Source organism: Streptomyces sp. NBC_00631 (assembly GCF_045206895.1).
Classification (GTDB): Bacteria; Actinomycetota; Actinomycetes; order Streptomycetales; family Streptomycetaceae; genus Streptomyces.
On sequence record NZ_CP107734.1, the window covers coordinates 3,717,102 to 3,735,090 of the forward strand.

The 17,989-nt window shown below is 68.3% G+C and carries 19 protein-coding genes and 2 pseudogenes; 10 read left to right on the plus strand and 11 right to left on the minus strand.

All coding sequences use genetic code 11. From position 1 onward, the window contains the following. Window positions 1-13 precede the first annotated feature (13 nt). From OHB00_RS17005 to OHB00_RS17020, 4 genes are all read right to left on the minus strand, one after another. On the minus strand, window positions 14-763 hold the full coding sequence (locus OHB00_RS17005; protein WP_406435747.1) for an SDR family oxidoreductase: 750 nt from the start codon (window positions 761-763) through the stop codon (window positions 14-16). 249 nt (window positions 764-1,012) lie between these two features. After that, on the minus strand, window positions 1,013-2,332 hold the full coding sequence (locus tag OHB00_RS17010) for an epoxide hydrolase family protein (protein WP_406435748.1): 1,320 nt from the start codon (window positions 2,330-2,332) through the stop codon (window positions 1,013-1,015). A 257-nt stretch (window positions 2,333-2,589) separates the two neighbouring features. Beyond that, window positions 2,590-3,558 (minus strand): alpha/beta hydrolase, encoded by a 969-nt coding sequence (locus OHB00_RS17015; RefSeq protein WP_406435749.1) that lies wholly within the window; start codon window positions 3,556-3,558, stop codon window positions 2,590-2,592. Between the two features lie 73 nt (window positions 3,559-3,631). Next, entirely contained in the window at window positions 3,632-4,075 is a 444-nt protein-coding gene (locus tag OHB00_RS17020) for a nuclear transport factor 2 family protein (RefSeq protein WP_406435750.1), read from the minus strand. Between the two features lie 322 nt (window positions 4,076-4,397). Here OHB00_RS17020 and OHB00_RS17025 point away from each other — a divergent pair, with 322 nt between their 5' ends. Both OHB00_RS17025 and OHB00_RS17030 read left to right on the plus strand, forming a co-directional pair. Beyond that, window positions 4,398-5,720: an epoxide hydrolase family protein gene (locus tag OHB00_RS17025; RefSeq protein WP_406435751.1), complete on the plus strand. Its 1,323-nt coding sequence runs from the start codon at window positions 4,398-4,400 to the stop codon at window positions 5,718-5,720. A gap of 461 nt (window positions 5,721-6,181) precedes the next feature. Then, window positions 6,182-7,042 (plus strand): TIGR03620 family F420-dependent LLM class oxidoreductase, encoded by an 861-nt coding sequence (locus OHB00_RS17030; RefSeq protein ID WP_391073830.1) that lies wholly within the window; start codon window positions 6,182-6,184, stop codon window positions 7,040-7,042. A gap of 194 nt (window positions 7,043-7,236) precedes the next feature. On the opposite strand, the gene OHB00_RS17035 is transcribed toward OHB00_RS17030, so the two are convergent. Both OHB00_RS17035 and OHB00_RS17040 read right to left on the minus strand, forming a co-directional pair. Then, window positions 7,237-7,476 (minus strand): hypothetical protein, encoded by a 240-nt coding sequence (locus tag OHB00_RS17035; protein WP_406435752.1) that lies wholly within the window; start codon window positions 7,474-7,476, stop codon window positions 7,237-7,239. Next, a complete protein-coding gene (locus OHB00_RS17040) occupies window positions 7,473-7,676 on the minus strand; it encodes a hypothetical protein (RefSeq protein ID WP_406435753.1) in 204 nt (67 codons plus the stop codon). The genes OHB00_RS17035 and OHB00_RS17040 overlap by 4 nt, the downstream gene beginning before the upstream one ends. A gap of 469 nt (window positions 7,677-8,145) precedes the next feature. Between OHB00_RS17040 and OHB00_RS17045 the strand changes: the two genes are divergently transcribed. Next, a complete protein-coding gene (locus OHB00_RS17045; RefSeq protein ID WP_406445822.1) occupies window positions 8,146-8,547 on the plus strand; it encodes a MarR family winged helix-turn-helix transcriptional regulator in 402 nt (133 codons plus the stop codon). Between the two features lie 243 nt (window positions 8,548-8,790). On the opposite strand, the gene OHB00_RS17050 is transcribed toward OHB00_RS17045, so the two are convergent. Further along, window positions 8,791-8,949, minus strand: a complete 159-nt coding sequence (locus tag OHB00_RS17050) for a hypothetical protein (protein ID WP_406435754.1) — start codon at window positions 8,947-8,949, stop codon at window positions 8,791-8,793. Window positions 8,950-9,221: 272 nt separating this feature from the next. Between OHB00_RS17050 and OHB00_RS17055 the strand changes: the two are divergent. After that, a pseudogene (locus OHB00_RS17055) lies at window positions 9,222-9,826 on the plus strand (ABC transporter ATP-binding protein). Between the two features lie 127 nt (window positions 9,827-9,953). Here the strand turns inward: OHB00_RS17055 and OHB00_RS17060 are convergent. The 3 genes from OHB00_RS17060 to OHB00_RS17070 all read right to left on the minus strand — a co-directional run bounded on the left by OHB00_RS17060 (window position 9,954) and on the right by OHB00_RS17070 (window position 12,387). Further along, window positions 9,954-10,352, minus strand: a complete 399-nt coding sequence (locus OHB00_RS17060; protein ID WP_406435755.1) for a PIN domain-containing protein — start codon at window positions 10,350-10,352, stop codon at window positions 9,954-9,956. Further along, a complete protein-coding gene (locus OHB00_RS17065) occupies window positions 10,340-10,591 on the minus strand; it encodes a type II toxin-antitoxin system Phd/YefM family antitoxin (protein WP_059205475.1) in 252 nt (83 codons plus the stop codon). Before OHB00_RS17065 ends, OHB00_RS17060 begins: the two co-directional genes overlap by 13 nt. 1,100 nt (window positions 10,592-11,691) lie before the next feature. Beyond that, complete coding sequence (locus OHB00_RS17070) at window positions 11,692-12,387, minus strand: TetR/AcrR family transcriptional regulator (protein WP_406435756.1); 696 nt, start codon at window positions 12,385-12,387, stop codon at window positions 11,692-11,694. 146 nt (window positions 12,388-12,533) lie between these two features. Between OHB00_RS17070 and OHB00_RS17075 the strand changes: the two genes are divergently transcribed. Both OHB00_RS17075 and OHB00_RS17080 read left to right on the plus strand, forming a co-directional pair. Then, window positions 12,534-13,235, plus strand: a complete 702-nt coding sequence (locus OHB00_RS17075; protein WP_406435757.1) for an SDR family NAD(P)-dependent oxidoreductase — start codon at window positions 12,534-12,536, stop codon at window positions 13,233-13,235. Between the two features lie 121 nt (window positions 13,236-13,356). Further along, a pseudogene (locus tag OHB00_RS17080) lies at window positions 13,357-13,542 on the plus strand (transposase); the annotation flags it as partial. A gap of 41 nt (window positions 13,543-13,583) precedes the next feature. Here OHB00_RS17080 and OHB00_RS17085 read toward each other — a convergent pair. Next, a complete protein-coding gene (locus tag OHB00_RS17085) occupies window positions 13,584-14,177 on the minus strand; it encodes a TetR/AcrR family transcriptional regulator (RefSeq protein ID WP_406435758.1) in 594 nt (197 codons plus the stop codon). Between the two features lie 129 nt (window positions 14,178-14,306). On the opposite strand from OHB00_RS17085, the gene OHB00_RS17090 reads away from it, so the two are divergent. The 4 genes from OHB00_RS17090 (at window position 14,307) to OHB00_RS17105 (ending at window position 17,398) form a co-directional block, all read left to right on the plus strand. Further along, a complete protein-coding gene (locus tag OHB00_RS17090) occupies window positions 14,307-15,071 on the plus strand; it encodes a 3-oxoacyl-ACP reductase family protein (protein ID WP_406435759.1) in 765 nt (254 codons plus the stop codon). 102 nt (window positions 15,072-15,173) lie between these two features. Then, window positions 15,174-16,127 carry an alpha/beta fold hydrolase gene (locus OHB00_RS17095; protein ID WP_406435760.1) on the plus strand — a complete coding sequence of 318 codons (954 nt, stop codon included), beginning with the start codon at window positions 15,174-15,176 and terminating at the stop codon, window positions 16,125-16,127. Between the two features lie 44 nt (window positions 16,128-16,171). Next, window positions 16,172-16,591: an ester cyclase gene (locus tag OHB00_RS17100; protein ID WP_406435761.1), complete on the plus strand. Its 420-nt coding sequence runs from the start codon at window positions 16,172-16,174 to the stop codon at window positions 16,589-16,591. A gap of 411 nt (window positions 16,592-17,002) precedes the next feature. Further along, window positions 17,003-17,398, plus strand: a complete 396-nt coding sequence (locus tag OHB00_RS17105; RefSeq protein ID WP_406435762.1) for a nuclear transport factor 2 family protein — start codon at window positions 17,003-17,005, stop codon at window positions 17,396-17,398. Window positions 17,399-17,989: the final 591 nt, after the last annotated feature.

Consider the following 17,989-nt stretch of genomic DNA (forward strand, 5'->3'; position numbering starts at 1 on the left):
TGGTGTCTGCCGATCAGATCTGGTTGGCGCCGCCGTCGATGAAGATCTCGGTGCCGGTGATGTAGCTGGACTGGTCGGTGGCGAGGAAGAGCGCGAGGTCGGCTACTTCCTCGGGCTGCCCCATACGGCCGAGGGGGACGGTGGTGGCGAGGTGGTCCCGGAGCTGAGCGGCCTCTTCTTCGGACGGGGCGAGGTTGTCGAGGCCAGGCGTGGTGATCGGGCCCGGGGCGATGGTGTTGACGCGGATGGCGCGGGTGCGCAGCTCGTTGGCCCAGGTGCGGGCGAAGGAGCGAATGGCGGCCTTGGACGCGCCGTAGACGCCGAAGGCCTCGTTGCCGACGGTTGCGGCGGTGGAACCGGTGAGGATGACGGAGGCACCGTCGTTGAGGTGCGGCAGGGACTTCTGGACGGTGAAGAGGGTGCCCTTGACGTTGGTGCCGAAGGTCGCGTCGAAGTGCTCTTCGGTGACCTGTTCCAGGGTGGCGAACTCGCCACCGCCGGCGTTGGCGAAGAGGATGTCGATACGGTCACCGGCCGCCTCGACGGTGGCGTAGAGGCGGTCGAGGTCGGCGAGGTCGGCGCTGTCGGCCTGCACCCCGATCACGTCGCCGCCGATCGCGGCGACGGCCTCGTCCAGGGTCTCCTTGCGGCGGCCGGTCACATAGACCCGGGCACCTTCCTTGGCGAACCGCTGTGCGGTGGCCAGGCCGATCCCGCTGGTGCCGCCCGTGATGACGGCCGTCTTTCCGCTGAGCTGTCCCATCGTGTCACTTCCTTGCTCGGGTGGCTCGGCACCCGAGCCACCATCTGTTGAATGTTCAATCACTATACGGTCTAGATAGGTGAAACGTCAACTACATGCCCGAGTGCCGCCGCCTTCCTGCCCGGAGGTCTGCACCCCTGCGTTGCCGGGCGGCACAGCGGGAGAGCGGCGGCGGGCAGCGCGCCGTCCAGACCCGCACCGCTCCCCTCCGGGGGCGTCACCGCCCTGCCAAATGGCGGACGCGGCCTTTCACTTGATCAGCCGGGCGAACTTCCTGACTTCCTGGGCGAAGAGCAGCGGCTGCTCGAACGCCGCGAAGTGGCCGCCGGCAGGAATCCGGTCGTTGAAGTAGACCAGGTCGCTGTACGCGCGCTCGGCCCACACCTTCGGGCTGCGGACCAGTTCGTGCGGGAACACGCTCAGACCGACCGGCAGGTCGAGGGTGGTCAGGCCCGAGGCGCCGTAGTTCTGCCAGTAGAGGCGGGCCGAGGACGCCGCGGTGTCGGTGAGCCAGTACAGGGTGATGTTGTCCAGCATCTCGTCGCGCGTCAGGACACCCTGCGGCCGACCGGTGTTGTCGGTCCAGTCGAGGAACTTCTCGAAGATCCAGGCAGCCTGTCCCGACGGAGAGTCGGCCAGGGCGTAGCCGATGGTCTGCGGACGCGTGGACTGCTCCTGGAAGTAGCCGGAGTACTGGGCGGAGAACGTCTGGATCTCGGCGAGAGCCCTCTGTTCATCGGCGGTGGGGCTGGCGGAGACCGGCGGGGCGAAGGTGTACTCCGGGAAGTTGAGCTCCACCCCCAGCAGGCCCTTGGGGCGCAGCTTGCCCAGCTGGGTGGTCACGCCGCCGCCCCAGTCGCCGCCTTGGGCGATGTAGCGGGTGTACCCCAGGCGCTCCATGAGCTCGGCCCAGGCCGCCGCGATACGCGCCGTGGTCCAGCCGGTCGAGGTGGGTCGGTCCGAGAGACCGAAGCCCGGCAGGGACGGAATGACCACGTGGAAGGCGTCCTGCGCGGTGCCGCCGTATGCGGTGGGGTCGGTCAGCGGACCGATCGCCTTCAGGAACTCCACGAAGGAGCCGGGCCATCCGTGGGTGAGGATCAACGGAGTGGCGTCGGCGTGCCGGCTGCGGACGTGCAGGAAGTGGATACCCAGGCCGTCGATACGCGTCCGGTACTGGCCGAACGCGTTGATCCTCCGCTCCAGCCTGCGCCAGTCGTACTGTGTGCTCCAGTACCTCAGCAGACTGGACAGCTTGTCGAGCTGGACGCCCTGCGAGGCGTCGGGAACCGTCTCCCGTTCGGGCAGGCGGACGCGGGCCAGTCGCCGGCGCAGGTCCTTCAGGTGCGCCTCGGGTACGCGCAGGTGCAGTCGCGTGATCTCCTCAGTGGCCCGTGGCAGGGAGAGCGAGCTCAGCTCTCCGTCGTCGGCGGACGCCAGGTCGGTGCCGAGCACGGCCGGCATGGCTGTGGCCAGGCCGGCGACGGTTGCGGTGCGCAGCAGGTTGCGGCGGGAGGGTTGGAAGGCGGCCGTGTCAGCCGACGCTTCCGGATGGCGGAACGAGTGCATGGGTTGGCTCCGGTCTCACATGGCGTGCCAGAGGGCACAGTTCGGTGACACGCGAGTGGAAGATGGGACGTTGAGCGGCCGCCGGACGTCGATCGAGTCGGGTCACAGGCTCCGACTCGTCGAGGCGCCCGTCACAGTCGCCTTCGCCGTGCAAGCGGTGGCGCGGCGAACGGACGCGGAACAGAGGAGTTCGGTCCGCGTGGCGGTCGGCCCGGGAAAGACGACCGCCACGGGTTGTTCACGCCCTTTCGACTCCGTCAGTTGGAGTGCAGGGCCTCCTTGAGGCTCGCGACCGCGAGCAGGACCGCGTGCTTGGCGGCCTCGGTGTCATGCAGCGAGTTCACCATCACGAAGTCGTGCACGATGCCGCCGAACCGGGCGTTCGTCGCCGGCACACCGGCCTGACGGAGCCTGGCGGCGAACGCCTCGCCCTCGTCGCGCAGCACGTCGGCCTCGGCGGTGATGATCAGCGCGGGCGGCAGGCCCGCCAGGTCCTCCAGGCTCGCCCGCAGAGGCGAGACGGTGATCTGGCCGCGCTCCTCCTCACTGCGGGTGTACTGGTCCCAGAACCACTTCATGCCGTCACGGGCGAGGAAGTAGCCCTCGGCGAACTCCTCGTACGACGCGGTGTCGAAGGAAGCGTCGGTGACGGGGTAGAACTCCACCTGCTTGACGAAGCGCACGTCGCCACGCTGCTTGGCCAGCAGGGTGAGCGCGATCGCCATGTTGCCGCCGACCGAGTCGCCGGCCACCGCCAGGCGCTGCGCGTCCAGGTTCTTGTCGGCGCCCTTCGTCGTCACCCACTGCGCCACCGCGTAATTCTGCTCCAGGGCGACGGGGTATCCCGCCTCGGGCGCGTGGTCGTATTCGGGGAAGACCACTGCGGCGTTGACCCCGACAGCGAGATCCCGCACGAGACGGTCATGTGTGTGGGCGTCGCCGAACACCCAGCCCGCGCCGTGCACATAGAGGATGACGGGCAGGCTCGTCCCGGACGTACCCACGGGACGCACGACGCGCACCTGGACGGTGCCCGTGGGGCCGCCCTCCACCTCCACCCACTCCTCGTCGACCTCGGGCTTGAAGATCTCGGCGTCCTGGACCTGGTCCACCGCCTTTCGCCCCTCCTCCGGAGGCAGCTGGTACAGGAACGGCGGTTCGGAGGTCGCGTCGACGAAGGCCTGCGCGGCGGGCTCCAGTGCGATGTTGCGGGGGTTGCCGGCCATGGTGGTGCTCCTTGGTGTCGAAACGTCAGGTGCTAGGGATACGCAGCCGTTCGCGGCCGAGGCAGGGCGCGGCTCAGTGCGCGAGCGCGGCCTCCAGGTTGTTCAGCACCCCGAGCTGCCCCATGAGGACGGTGCCGGAGGGGTAGCAGTTGAAGGACTCGATCTTGCCCTCGCGCAGTCGGAACACGTCGCAGCACGGGACCTGGATGGTGTTGCCGGTCGCACGGATCGACCCCATGGGAAGGGTCAGTTCACCCTGGTGAGTTCCGTTGAGGGACAGCTCGACGACAACGATGTCTCCGTTCACGTACACGTCGTAGAGCTCACGGTGCATGTCGGGGAAGGCCTGGGCGTAGTTGCGCACCGGGTCCGCGACCTCGGTGCCGCGGTAGGTGATGCCCACCGACTGGTCGGTGAAGGTTCCGTCCTCGGTGAAGCAGTCGATCCACCCAGGGATGTCCTGATCTTCCGCCACCCGGTAGGCGTTCCGAATGATCTTTTCGTTGTCGAGAGACATGAGGCTGTGTCCCTTTCGAGGAGGAAGGCAGCGACGAGACAGGGAGGGATGGCCGGGCCGAGACCGGCTGGGGGCCGCGGTCATCTGGAATCCCTCGGATCTGTCGTCACAGTAGCCCGCGTAAGTGAAATGTCAACCTAATGCCAAGGCGCCGGAGGTGATCACAGGATCTCAACGGATGTAAATCTGCAGGTCAGCATGGAGTGCGAGCCTGCTCTAACCGCGCAGCGATACAGACGTCTTCCACATATGGTTGAAACATCAACTCGATGCCTCCTATGCTCTCGCCATGCACCGCCCGGATCCAGCACAGGGAGAAGCCTTGACCGAACCAGCACAGCCCGTCTCGCCTTCCCCGTCGGCGCAGCAGGGAGAGCCCCGTCGAGGTTTTCTGCGCTCGGCCGCGGCCATGGGGGCGGTGCCGGGACTCCCGCTCTCCCACCTTCCCGTTCCCGGACGGGCCCGCCCGACGGAGGTCGCCGGTTTCCGCCTTGCACCGGTCGGACCCGGTACGGAACGCTTCCACCTGCACGTACCGCAGAGCGCTCTCGACGACCTGAACCAGCGCCTGCGCACCGTCCGCCTCCCCGAGCGGGAGACAGTCGACGACGTCTCCCAGGGCGTGCCGCTCGACCGGTTGCGGGACCTGCTCGATCACTGGCGCACGCGGTACGACTGGCGCGCTTTCGAGTCGCGGGTCAACGCGCTCGGGCAGTACCGCACACGGATCGAGGGGCTGGGCATTCACTTCGTGCACGTCAGGTCCAGACACCGAAACGCCCTGCCGGTGATCCTCAACCACGGCTGGCCCGGGTCGTTCGTCGAGTTCCTCGACACCATCGGGCCCCTCACCGATCCGACGCGGTACGGCGGAGCCCCGGAGGACGCGTTCCACGTGGTCATCCCCTCCATGCCGGGCCACGGGTTCTCCGACCTCCCCGCGCAGTCCGGTTGGGATCCGTCCCGGATCGCCACCGCCTGGGGCACGCTCATGGAACGGCTGGGCTACCGCCGCTACATCGCCCAGGGCGGTGACTGGGGCGGGGCCGTCACCACGCAGATGGGCAGGCAACGCCCGTCGGGCCTGATCGGCGTGCACCTCAACCTGCCCGAGTTCATGCTGACCAACACGGCTCTCGGGGACAGCACCCCGCAGGAGCAGGCGGCCATCGCCGAGCAGAAGCTCTTCGCCCAGCAGTACGCCGGATACTTCCAGGAGCAGGCCACCCGTCCCCAGACGGTCGGCTACGGGCTCGCCGACTCACCCGCGGGCCAGGCGAGTTGGATCTTCGAGAAGTTCATCGACTGGACGGACAGCGACCACCGGCCCGAGCGCGTCCTCGGTTACGACCGCATGCTGGACGACATAACCCTGTACTGGCTCACGGGAACCGGTGCGTCCTCCGCGCGGCTCTACTGGGAGTTCTACCGCGACAACCATGACCTGACGCGACTGGACCTCCCGGTGGGAGTCAGTGTCTTTCCCCACGAACTGGTGCGCACCCCGAAGGTGTGGGCCGAGAAGGCCTACGACAACCTCGTCTACTTCAACGACGACATCACGGCCGGCGGGCACTTCGCCGCGTTCGAGCAGCCCGGCATCTTCGTGGATGAACTGCGCGCCTACGCCCGCCACGTGAGGTGACCGCTGCCGGACGGAAACCGGCCGTAAGGACTTCCGCCGGGTATGCGCCTCGAGGGGCGGACCCGACTTCGCCGCGACCTCCGCGCCTACGCGGTGGTGAGGACGATGCACCGATGCCCACTGCCGCTTTCCAGCCTCCGATGGTCCTCGGCGGCGTCGCACCTCGGCAGCGTCGTGTGTCCGCAGCGGCCGGATCGGAGAGCGTGATCACGCGCCCGGGATCGCCGGCCGGCGCGATCGCGTCAGCCTGGACACTCTTGCCCGCCGCGTCGAACACGGCTTGGACACCACCCGGATCCCGCACCGCGTCGATGACGCCCGGACCGTAGCGCACAGGCGTTGCGCCGAGTTCCCGAACGAGGCTCTCGTCGGCACGAAGCCACCCTCCATCTAGTTGAAACGTCATCCACTTGTGGTTAGGGTGACGGCACGACTGCGGTAGACAGAAGAGGAGCATCGCAATGCACATCGGCAAGACAGGAATCTGGAGCCCGGAACTGCGTCTGCACCCCGACCCCGTGGAGATCCACGAGGCTGCGGCCGAACTGGACCAGCACGGCTGGGGCGCTCTGTGGATCCCCGGTCTGGGCGGCGGCGACATCCTGGGTGACGCAGAACGGCTGCTGCGAGCGACCGAGAACACCACCATCGCCACCGGAGTGCTCAGCATCTGGCGCCACCCGGCCGCCGAGATGGCGGAGGGCCACGCCCGACTTCGCCAGGCGTACGACCATCGACTCCTCCTCGGCCTCGGCGTCAGCGACGCCGCCGCCGCGCAGCACGCCGGCGGGACCTACCGACCCCTCGCGGCGCTCAACAGCTACCTCGACGCCCTGGATCAGGCGAAGGAAGCCGTTCCGGCCGATGAGCGCGTGGTCGCCGCCATGGGGCCCAAGCTCACCGAACTGGCAGGGCGGCGCAGCGCGGGTACCCACCCCTTCCTGGTCACCCCGGAGTTCACCGCCGGCGCCAGAGCCATTCTGGGTTCCGGCCCCATGCTCGCCCCCTACCAGGCGGTCGTCGTGGATCCGGAACCCGAGCGTGCCCGGGAGGCGGCTCGCGGTTTCCTCGCCCCCTTCATCCGCATGGGGCACTACGCCAAGAGCCTGCTCCGGCAGGGCTTCAGCGAGGATGACCTGTCCGACGGTGGCAGCAACCGTCTCATCGACGCCGTCGTGGCCTGGGGGGACGTCGACGCCATCGGTGAACGGATCAGGGCCCATCACGACGCCGGCGCCACCCATGTGGCCCTCCATGCCATCGGCAGAGGCAATGGGTTGCCCCTTGCCGAGTGGCGACAGCTCGCACCACTGGCCCACTGACCCGGACTCCGTACGGGAACCGAGCGCACGGCCGCGGCGCCTCCCCTCGCGGCATCCACCAACCAACGGATGTGACCAACGTCAGATCCAGTGCGGAGCCGGACCGACTCACGCCGATCCGAACAGGCGTCGAGGATGCCGTCCCCGGCGAGACAGCAGGTGAGACCGCGCATGGGGGCGGGGACCGCGCACGGCTAGTACCGGTGCACGTCGGCGCGCGCAAGGCCGGCGGTCAGGGCAGCGGTGAGCAACGCACCGACGGCCAGGAGGACGACCGCCTCTCCCCAGTAGTGGGGCGCCGGCCCCAGCCAGAGCACCTGCGCCAGTACCACCATCGCCGTGACCGCGCGGGCCAGCGCCCGGACGTCGCCCCGCCCGCGCTGCACCGTCCACCCAGCCCGCCCCAGCAGTGCCCCTCCCGCCGGTCCTGTCACCGACCAGACGGCGGCGGTTCCGAGCCCGACGGCCCCGAACGTCCCTCGAATACGGACGGCGCGTAGGAGCCACCCCAGGCGGCGAGCATCATCACCAAGTTGGTCGCCCGCTCCGACGGAGGGGCCCCGCGCAGGCCGTAGGTTGCCCCGCCGAGCAGCGGACCGAAGGCCGCGGCCATGGCGAGGAGGGTGGCGGGCATGCCGTGACGGGAGGCGGACTCCGTAGCCGTGGCCACGCTACACACGCGATGTGTCCACCCGACGCATAGCCGCCCAGCCCCCATCAGCTCCACAAAGGCGCGGGGCATTCGGTGCGCCGCGCTTCAGACGGCCTGGAACCGTGCGGCACCGGGAAGGCGCCGCCGCGGTGAACGGCACACCCACTTGGTGGTGAGGCGTTCCCATGCTCATCGCGGATCTTCGACCTACATCCGGTACCGACGCGGCCCGCCGCTGACCGCCAGAAACCCACACCTGTGAACCAAGATCGCCCGCCCCCTGGGGCCTCCTTCTGATATAGATCCTCAGCCGACTGCGGTCACGACGCGGGTGGAGTCACGACGGCCGGAGGTGACTGAAGTGTCAACTTTCTCATATGGTGGACTCATGACGGAATCACCCCGATGGCTGACCCCGGTCGAGGAACGGGCATGGCGAGGTCTGCTGCGCATGCACGACCTGCTGGTCAGCCAGGCCGGTCGGTCGATACAGAGCCACTTCGGGCTGTCCGCGACTGATTACAAGGTGCTGGCAGAGCTGACGCGTGCCAGCGACGACCGGTTGCGGGTACTGGAGCTCGCGAAAGTGCTGGGCTGGGAGAAGAGCAGGGTCTCCCATCACATCGCGCGCATGACCAAGCGAGATCTTGTCGACCGGGAAGAATGCGCCGACGACGGCCGTGGGGCGTACGTCAGGATCACTCCGACAGGTCGGGTTGCCCTGGAGACGGCCGCGCCCCAGCACGTCGCGGATGTACGGCGCCTGTTCCTGGACCACATGACCCCGGGCCAGACAGCCATCCTGGCGGAGATCGCCGACACGATCATCGAGAAACTCGAATCGCAGCAGTGACCCACACGCCGATCGCGCTGCCCCTCACCCGGAGGACGACGCGGGCAGGTGTGTGAACACCGGCGGCGGGCCGGTGCTCACACACCCGTTCCCCCGACTCCCCTTCGAGTACCATCGGCCCACCGTCGCTTCGGCACGGCCGGCCCTGCAGAGGAGGTCGTGCGCCGAGGAGACCAGCGGGGGTCGGTGCGCCGCACGACCAAGTGTCGGCACGCCCCATGCTGCCGCTCACCTCATGCCGTGTCATCGGTAATTTGACTGACGACTGCCGTCGGATTCACGGGTCACCACCGCCGTGCGGCCCGTCATCGCGTCCAGCAACTCGACGCCACCTGCCGGAGCGTCGACGTCCTCGCGACGGCCACCCAGGAAGCGTTCCACCCACCCGGACTCGGAAGTCATCACCAGCTTCCCCGGACTGTCGGTGACGTCCGTAGCCCGCAAGCACGCGCACGCTCTCGGGCTGCCTACGCACTGGTGGCCGACCTTGTTTTCCCGGCCTGTTCGTCATCGTGCCGACGCTCGCCGTCGCCGGCTCGCCGGGGCTTGGCGGGACCGGAGCAATCCGCGTTCGGCGGGCCCGCGCCGCGAGCGGGCCACCGACGCGTGCACCGCGCTGCCGTCCCTGACGAGCGTCGTCGCATGCCACCCCCCTCACGTCCCGGGAGACGCCCGTGCTTGAACTGCGCGCCGTCACCGCCGGATACGATCGCTACGCCCCCGTGGTTCGAGACGTCTCCCTTACCGTCGAGCCGGGCGAAGCCGTCGGCCTCCTCGGGCCCAGCCGCTGCGGCAAATCGACCCCGACCTGGGTCACCGCGCTCCTGCACCGCGTGACCTGCGCACCGCTTACTGCGTCGTCTTCCAGCAGCCGAGGTTGTCCGCGGATCCCCGACTGCAACTCAGGGACCTGATCGCCGAGCCCCTGCGTGCCACCGGCCGCCGCGACACCGTCACCGAGCGGGTCGCCGAACTCGCCGCCACCGTCGGCCTCACCCCCGACCTGCTGAGCAGAGGCCTCCACGAAGTCAGCGACGGCCAGCTCCAACACGCCTGCCTCGCCCGCGCCCTCGTCCTGCGCCCCCGCTGGCTGGTCTGCGACGAGATGACCGCAGTGCTCGACACGTCGACAACTGCCGTGCAGGTAGACATGGTTGAGAACTACCGGCGACACGCCGACGCGGGGCTGCTCGCCGTAGGACATGACCGTATGCTCCTGAACCGCTGGTGTGATCGCACGCTCCGCTGGGAGACACTCGGCGCGGTGAGCAGCCCCTGACGAAAGAGTCGCGCGTATTGGGCTTGCTGACCGACATTCCTGCCCGGCGTTCCTTGGTCGCCACGAGGCTGCCCAGAGCGGCATGAAAACCCTCAGCCGCCTGCCAACGCCCATCGTCCAAGGCCTGTCACAACTGACGTACCCGGACACCGGGAAGGTCGTCAAAGCGGGCCCGCTTGTCATGGGTGACCACCGTGCGCGCGGTGGTCAGCGTGGTGGCCGCGATGATCAGGTCATGGGCACCTCGGGGCTGGCCGGCTCTGCGGACGTGGGCGAGCAGCCGTGCGTGCGCGCGGGCCACGTCCACGGTGTATTCCTCGACCGGGATGGTGGCGAGGACGGTGTCGACGAAGGACTGGCGGGCGACCCGGTTGGTGTCGTCCGCCAGTTCCACGCCCTGGAGCAGTTCCGCCGCCGTGATGGCGGCGATCGCTGGATCGTCGTCGTCGGCCAGCGCCTGGTCGAGGGAGATCTTCCGGCGCTCGATCGCGATCAGCAAGCCGGTGTCCAGGATCAGTCGCTCCACGGATCGTCCAGCGTCAACAGATCACGTGTGGCGGTCACGTCGTCCTCGAAGGCGTCGTCGAGCGTGCCGACATGAGGCAGGAGAGCGTCCTTCACAGCCCGCCCCGTGGCCTTGGGTGCGGGAGCGAGCACGGCCAGACGCTTGCCTCCGCGGGTGATCACGATGGTTTCCCCGCGTTCCGCACTGTCCAGCACGGAGGCGAAGTTCCGTGACGCTTCGGTAGCGGTCATCGTCTTCATGACCTGATTTTCTCAGAGAATCTGATACCCGACAAGACATGTAGTAACGAGTGGTGGGGCGAACGGGACTCGAACCCACGGCCAGCGCATCCTTTTCCCAGGTCAGGCATGATTGGCACCCCGACCTTCTCCACCCTTGCCATTCCCTTCTGACCCTTGTCACGCACCGGCATCCCGAGCACGGCGCCGCGTGGCGTTCTGCTGAGCAGCCGTACTCGCCACCTTCGCCCTCGGCACCGCCGCCGACGACCCCACCGCCACCGTCGGCTTCGGCTACCCGGCGTTCGTCGCCCTCTTCGCTTCCACGCTGGCCCAGGGCGCGGTTGCCGCCCTCTGGACGGCCTATGCCATGACCCGCCCCCTCACCGCCTGGCCCCCCTTCCCCGCGCCCGCGGCGGCCTTAACCTCTACCTGCGCCGGTCACGCAAGGACGCGCTGGGCCGTTTTCAGTACGGCCGTTATCCCAGCAATCACCTCGGCCACCGCACCCTCGGACGGACGACCGCACCCACACGCCGCCCAGAACAGCGGGCCAACTCGAAGATCATCAGATGGCACTTGCGATTCCTCGCGTCCAGCCAGCGTCCAGAATCCAGTGCCCAACCAGCCACAGGATCCATGTATCGCAAGTTCAACCGCTGCGAACTGGAACATCCGTGCAGGTCAGGGGCATCCGCTCTCCCGACACCGGCAACGAGGCTGAGCTCACGAGCAGTGGATTCAGTCCGTCCAGGCGAAGCTGACGCCCCGACACCCAAAAATGAACGTTTCCGCAGGTCAGGGACCTGCAAAGGTGGGGCGGGTGGGACTCGAACCCACGGCCGACGGATTATGAGTCCATTGAGGATCTTGGCGGCTGTTGCCGATCATTGCCGATTCACGCCGTTCTTGCAGGTCAGACGTGCTGATCCGTGTCAGCCCTGTGCGGTGCTTGTTGGTCTGTTCCTGTCCTTGTGGCCCCTCAATGGCCCCTGGGGGGCGATGAGTCAGACGGCTTCTACGGCAACAGCCGCGTCCGCCCAGTCCAGCCAAGGGGATAGAACCCCGCACAGCGGATTCCCCTTCCACCGCGCAGAGGCTCCGCACGCTCCAGTTCCAGGTCAGTTGGTACGCGCATCCGGCGCCGCATCAGCGGCCGGACCGGCGCGGAGCATGGCCCTGTAGAGGGCGTCATGCTCGGGTGAGGCGGGCAGGGTGCCGCGGGCGGGGGCCTCGAAGGACTGGATGAACAGGGCGACAACGCGGCGCCAGGCGTCGGGGGCGGCGTCGCCGGTGGCGTTGACGACACCGGCGTTGGCCATGTGCAGCAGCACCAGGTCCGAGGAGTCGAAGTCCTCGCGCAGCCGACCCGTCGCCTTGGCCCGGCCGATGAGCTCCACCATGCCCTCATAGGCCTCGTTGCGCCGCCGCTCCAGCGCCCTGGCGGTCGGGAAGGTCGTGATGAGGACGTCGGCGAAGCCGCTGTCGGCGGCCTGCATCGCACAGGCGGTCTCGATGTAGCCGACGAACCCGTTCCAGGGGTCGGGGTCCTCCAGGGCGACGGCGACGGCATCAGCGTAGGCGTCCATGCGGTCGATGAAGACGGCGTCGACCAGCTCCTCCTTCGTGGGGAAGCGGCGGAACATGGTGGCGATCCCCACCCCCGCCTCACGGGCCACGGAGGCCATTGAGGCACCCAGACCGTCACGCGCAAACACCTTGCGCGCGGCCACGGTGATCCGCTCACGGTTGCGCTCGGCGTCGCTGCGCAGGGGCTGGCCGGCGGTGCCGTCGGGATGCTCGGTGGCAGGGGGCATACCGGGGAGTCTAGCAATCGGATTACCCTATCCATTTTTGGTGTACGGTGGCAGCGGCAAACCGGAGCGGCTTATCCGGATCTTGATATGGACAGAGCTATCCGGATGACGTTCCTCCTTCGACCAGATTTCTTGAAAGGATCCCTGTGACCAGCATCGCCATCGTTGGAGCCGGCCCCCAGATGGGCCTGGCCATCGCCCGTACCTTCGGCTCCCAGGGCTTCGACGTCGCCCTGATCTCCCGTAACCGCGAGAAGCTCGACGGTCTTGTCGGCAAGCTCGCCGCCGACGGCATCACCGCCGCCGCGTTCCCCGCGGACGTGCTCGACCGCGACGCGCTCACCCAGGCACTCAAGGACGCCGCCGCGCGGTTCGGCGGGATCGACGTCCTGGAGTACTCCCCGGTGGGGTCGTTCGGTGTCATAAAGCTGACCGCTCCGGCCGAGACCGAGCCGTCTCATGTGGAGTTCGAGATGAACTTCCAGCTCTACGGAGCCATCACTGCCACCAAGGCGGTACTGCCGGCGATGCAGGAGACCGGCGCGGGCACCCTGCTCTACACCACCGGCGCCGGCTCGATCTGGCCCGACCCACGGGTCGCCAACGTCAACGCCGCCGCAGCGGCGCTGCGCAACTGGGCGATGAACCTGCACAAGGAGCTGGACGGCACCGGCATCCAGGCCGCCCACGTCGGCATCGACTCGTCGATCGGCGTCTCCGTCATCCCCGGCGTCGAGGCGGCCAAGCCCGAGCAGATCGCCCCCCTCTACTGGGAACTGCACACCACCAAGCGCGACAAGGCCGAGCTCGTCTTCCGCCTCGATGCCGAGGGCTTCCCACGCGCCTGACACCGCGCCGGCTCTGCCGACTCGGCCCCTTGCCGAAACCCGATCGCGTCGCGGCGCCCCAGCGCCGCGACGCGACTGTGAACCCAGCTTCACAGCGGAAGGCCCGTACAACCAGGTGTCGGCCGCCTGTCGCGGCCAGGGCAGGACGGCTGAGAAGGATGCGTTCGTCATCGCCGACCAGGCACGCATGCGCCAAGACCTTGGTCTCCTGCGGCCCGGCGACGAGATAGCCGCCGACCTGCGCACTCTGACCGCACGCCGCCTCGACCTGGTCAACGATCGGACCCGTCAGACCACTCGGATCCGTTCGCACCCGCAGACTGTCCGGACGGCCGGCGCCGCGAGGCTTCAGTTACTCGGCCAGGTGCTGAGTGCCTGGTCGGCGACGCGGTGCATGTCTTCTCGGCTGGCGCCGCCGGCGGCCTGTACGGCGAGGCCCTGCCCGACGGTGTGCACATAGCGGGCGAGGGTTTCCGGGTCGGCGGTGAGTGGCAGGTCACCCTCGGCCTGGGCTTGTTCGAACCGTTTCCGCAGGGCGGCCACTCCGGCCTCGCGGCGTTCGGCCAGGTCGCGGCGGACCGCTTCGCTGTCCGGGCCGGCGGCCAGCGCGGACTGCACCAGCAGACAGCCGCGCGGACAGCCGGGCGCGGTGTGGGCCTCCACGCCTCCGTGCAGCATCGCCTCGGCCACCTGCCGGGCGGTGGGCAGCTCAAGTGCCGGGGCCACGAAGGCTCCCGGGCCCTGCACATAGCGGTCGACGGCCTTGCGGAACAGCTCCTCCTTGTTGCCGAAGGCGGCGTAGATGCTGCGCCGGTTGATCCCCATGGCCTCGGTCAGCGCGGCGAGCGAGGCACCTTCGTAACCCTCGGCCCAGAACACCCGCATCGCCACCTCCAGCGCCTCGTCGGTGTCGAAGGACCGGGGCCGTCCCGTGCTGGGCATCGAAGCCTCCTTGAGAAAAAGTTCGCCGCTACGGAATGACTCCCGTGGTTGCTCAGGTTAGTGTCATCGCGCATATAGTAACCGAGCGGTTCGGTTCGTAAATGGACGCAGACATCGGAGACCCCTCTTATGAGCACCCCGCTCGCCCCCGGCACCACCCAGTCGGGCATACGGCCCCTCGATGGCAAAATCGCCCTGGTCACGGGTGGATCCCGGGGCATCGGTGCCGCGATCGTGCGCCGTCTGACCGCCGACGGCGCCCAGGTCGCCTTCACCTACGCCAGCGCCAAGGACCAGGCCGCCGCCGTGGCCGAGGCGACGGGCGCCCTGGCCGTGCAGGCGGACAACGCGGACCACGAAGCCGTCCGGGCCGCGGTCAGCCGCACCGCACAGCATTTCGGCGGACTGGACATCCTCGTCAACAACGCCGGCGTCGCCCACATCGCGCCGATCGAGGACTTCCCGCTGGAGGAGTTCGACCGCCTGATCGCGGTCAACGTCCGGGGCGTGTTCAGCGCCGTCCAGGCCGCCACTCCCCACCTCGGCCCGGGCGGTCGCATCATCACCATCGGCAGCGTCATCGTCGACCGCGTCCCCTTCCCCGGCGCAACCGTCTACGCCCTGACCAAGGCCGCCGTCGCCGGTCTCACCCGCGGCCTGGCCCGCGAACTCGGTCCGCACGGCATCACCGTCAACAACGTGCAACCCGGCGCCACCACTACGGACATGGCCCCCGACTCCGGCCCGTACGCGGAATCCCTGAAGCAGCTCATGCCGCTCGACCACTTCGCCCAGCCCGCCGACATCGCCAGCGCCGTCGCCTATCTCGCCGGCCCCGAAGCCCACTTCATCACCGGCACCAGCTGGAACATCGACGGCGGCATCGCCGTCTGACCGCCCACCCCGGGCCGGCCGCAAGCAGGCGCGGTCCACCGGCCTCCAGCCGCACCGCCGTGCACGACAACACCCCCCCGTCACAAAGGACGTACCACGACCATGAACGCTTCCACCACAGCCTCCACGACCGCCCTGGCCGTCGGGTCGGAGGAGCCGCTCAGCCCCGGCTACGACGCGGCGACCAAGGACGACGCCGAGTTCAACGAGCTCTTCCGGCACGGCTTCACGACCATCGACGACGTGCAGATGCACTACGTCATCGGCGGCGACGGCCCGCAGGTCATGGTGCTGCTGCACGGCTGGCCGCAGAGCTGGTACGAGTACCGCCAGATCATGCCCTCGCTGCTGCCCGGCCGCACCGTCATCGCCATCGACCTGCCGGGCCTGGGCGACTCGACCGGGAACCCGCCCTCCAGGGCCAAGACGGTCCTGGCCACCTACGTCCACAAGCTGCTCGACCACCTCGGCCACCGCGAGAACGTGCAGGTCGTCGCCCACGACTTCGGCGTCAGCGTCGCCTACCCGCTGGCCGCCCAGTACCGCGAGCAGATAGCAGGCCTGTTCCTCATGGACTACGGCCTGACCGGCAAGAACCTGAAGTTCGCCGCCATCGAGTCGATGTTCTGGCACTTCTCCTTCAACAAGCAGCGTCCCCTCGCGGAGGAACTGGTCACCGACCGGGTCGAGACCTTCCTCACCCACTTCTTCCAGGGGATGAAGACCGCCGGCGAGAACATCTCCGCCGACGAACTGGCCGAGTTCGTACGGCTGTACTCCCGCCCCCAGGTCCTGCACGCCGGCTTCGAGCTCTACCGGACCGAGACCCAGGACGAGGCCGACAACACCAAACTCCAGGAGACCCCGCTGACCATCCCGGTCCGCATGATCACCCAGGCCGGCCTCGCCGACATGGTCCTGCCGCCCCTCCAGGACGCCGCCCCCCACGCCACCTCCGCCGACGTCCCCGGCGCCGGACACTTCCTCCTCCACGAAGCACCCGACCGCGTCCTGGCCGAGATCAACGCCTTCTACCCCACCAACCCCCCAGCCTGACCGACTTCGAGAACCGGCACACCGAAGTGAGAGGAAAACCCCTGATGAACAGCCACCCCACATCCGCCCGCGATGTCCCTACCCGCCTGTTCGCCGCCTTCGACGCGGGCGATATCGCCGCGCTGGACACCCTGGTCTCGCCCGATCTCATCGACCACAACCTGCCCCCAGAGGCTCCCTCGGCGATCGAGGGGATGAAGGCAATGGTCGCTGCCATGCGCGACGGGTTCACCAGCCCTCACCACGAGATCGTCTACCAGGCCGAGACCGACGACGGCTGGGTCGTCTCCCAGTGGGTGGTCACAGCGACCCACACCGGCCCTTGGTTCGGACTGCCCGCGACCGGCCGTGAGGTGACCTGCTCCGGCATCGATCTCGCGCGGGTGGTCGACGGCCGGATCGTCGAGGTCCGGCACGTCGAGGAGCTGCTGCAACTGCAGATGCAGATGCAGCTCACCGACTGAGGCAGCAGCAGGGATGCACCAACGCGGCGTGAGCTGACCAGACAAGGGACCCCCGGCGAAGAGTCGAAGTTGATCGCCCCATAGACCCTTCGCCGGGGGTTCTCATGGCTCACGCTGTGCCCCGTCGGCTCCTGAAGGCCGTCTGACGACATACCGGAGGCGCTCGCTCCATTGACATGGTGCAGAGAAGGATTAAGGCGCGGCCCCGCACACCATCACCGGCACGGAGCTCCAGGTCCCGGCCAAGCGCATCGCAATCGTGCGCACTCCAGCGGTTCGCCGAGTACCGCGCCGAACGCGCCCGCAAAGGCCGTATGGCCGAGGCCCGGCGCTGAGCCCCAGTCACAAAGAGCTGGACCCAAGTCCAGGACGCATTGCCGCACCGCGCGGCCAAGAGAACCGAGGAAAGAGATGTCGGGCAAAGAACCGGACCCCACGGACTTCAGCGTGGTGAACACCTTGCTGGCCGCGATCGAGAAGGGCGACATGGACGAGGTGCGACGCTGCTTCGCACCCGACGCGCTCACCTGGCACAACTTCGACGAGATCGAGCAGGACGTCCATGCCATGGCTGCGATGCTCGGCCACCTCTGTGCCCACTCGACGAGCCGGAACTACGAGGACCGACGCATCACGACAGTCGGCTCCCAGGCGTTCCTGCAGTACACGCTGACCGCGGCGCTCCACTCCGGAGGCCGGTTCCGAATGCCGGCGATGATGCGACTGGAGATCGACTCCGACGGGCTCGTGGCACGGATCGAGGAGTACTTCGACTCGCGCGTGCTCGACAGCCTCGCCGAAGTGTAGTGACGGCCTCCGCGTTCAACGAGAACGAGAGCGTGGCTCCCCGGGGCCAGAACGTCACGCCGAAAGGACGGCCCCACGTCGTTCCCGTCATTGTCGGCTTAGCCGACTCCGACACCCCGCCGACGATCGAGGCGGCGCAGGTCAACTGCCAAGGATGCCCCGCGCGACGAGCTCTTCACGGCCGCACCGTTAGCGAAGGACCGCGATCCACGGCCCACGACAGAACTGACTCACCCGTCTGCGATGTCCTCACGGGCATGATCGGCTCATGGACCGCCGATGGCCATGTCCACGGGGCGGGGAGCCAGTTCACAGCGACAGCTGGCTCAGACCTCCTGTGCGGCCCCGGCCGCCTCACCGGGCGGACGGCTTCGGAAACAGGCCGCCGACGACCCTGTAGTGCCCTTTCCTCTTCGGGCAGTTTCCTTCTCCCCCACCCTGCGAACCCAGACGTACCGGCAGCCGTGCCGCCCTCTCCGCTGGTCCGGTATTCGACTGGCCCTACGAAGGATGTCCACCCGATGCCCACGCAACGGTAAATCGGACAACGAATCGCCCCGGAGACACCGTCGGCCTGGACGCGCCCGCGCC

Coding starts and splice junctions, on each gene's coding strand:
- OHB00_RS17045 (WP_406445822.1), top strand. CDS start 8,146: ATGCACGACCTGCTGGTCAGCCAGGCCGGTCGGTCGATACAGAGCCAC.
- OHB00_RS17010 (WP_406435748.1), bottom strand. CDS start 2,332: ATGCACTCGTTCCGCCATCCGGAAGCGTCGGCTGACACGGCCGCCTTC.
- OHB00_RS17095 (WP_406435760.1), top strand. CDS start 15,174: ATGAACGCTTCCACCACAGCCTCCACGACCGCCCTGGCCGTCGGGTCG.
- OHB00_RS17050 (WP_406435754.1), bottom strand. CDS start 8,949: ATGACTTCCGAGTCCGGGTGGGTGGAACGCTTCCTGGGTGGCCGTCGC.
- OHB00_RS17090 (WP_406435759.1), top strand. CDS start 14,307: ATGAGCACCCCGCTCGCCCCCGGCACCACCCAGTCGGGCATACGGCCC.
- OHB00_RS17065 (WP_059205475.1), bottom strand. CDS start 10,591: ATGAAGACGATGACCGCTACCGAAGCGTCACGGAACTTCGCCTCCGTG.
- OHB00_RS17015 (WP_406435749.1), bottom strand. CDS start 3,558: ATGGCCGGCAACCCCCGCAACATCGCACTGGAGCCCGCCGCGCAGGCC.
- OHB00_RS17085 (WP_406435758.1), bottom strand. CDS start 14,177: ATGCCCAGCACGGGACGGCCCCGGTCCTTCGACACCGACGAGGCGCTG.
- OHB00_RS17100 (WP_406435761.1), top strand. CDS start 16,172: ATGAACAGCCACCCCACATCCGCCCGCGATGTCCCTACCCGCCTGTTC.
- OHB00_RS17005 (WP_406435747.1), bottom strand. CDS start 763: ATGGGACAGCTCAGCGGAAAGACGGCCGTCATCACGGGCGGCACCAGC.
- OHB00_RS17020 (WP_406435750.1), bottom strand. CDS start 4,075: ATGTCTCTCGACAACGAAAAGATCATTCGGAACGCCTACCGGGTGGCG.
- OHB00_RS17030 (WP_391073830.1), top strand. CDS start 6,182: ATGCACATCGGCAAGACAGGAATCTGGAGCCCGGAACTGCGTCTGCAC.
- OHB00_RS17105 (WP_406435762.1), top strand. CDS start 17,003: ATGTCGGGCAAAGAACCGGACCCCACGGACTTCAGCGTGGTGAACACC.
- OHB00_RS17040 (WP_406435753.1), bottom strand. CDS start 7,676: ATGCCCGCCACCCTCCTCGCCATGGCCGCGGCCTTCGGTCCGCTGCTC.
- OHB00_RS17070 (WP_406435756.1), bottom strand. CDS start 12,387: ATGCCCCCTGCCACCGAGCATCCCGACGGCACCGCCGGCCAGCCCCTG.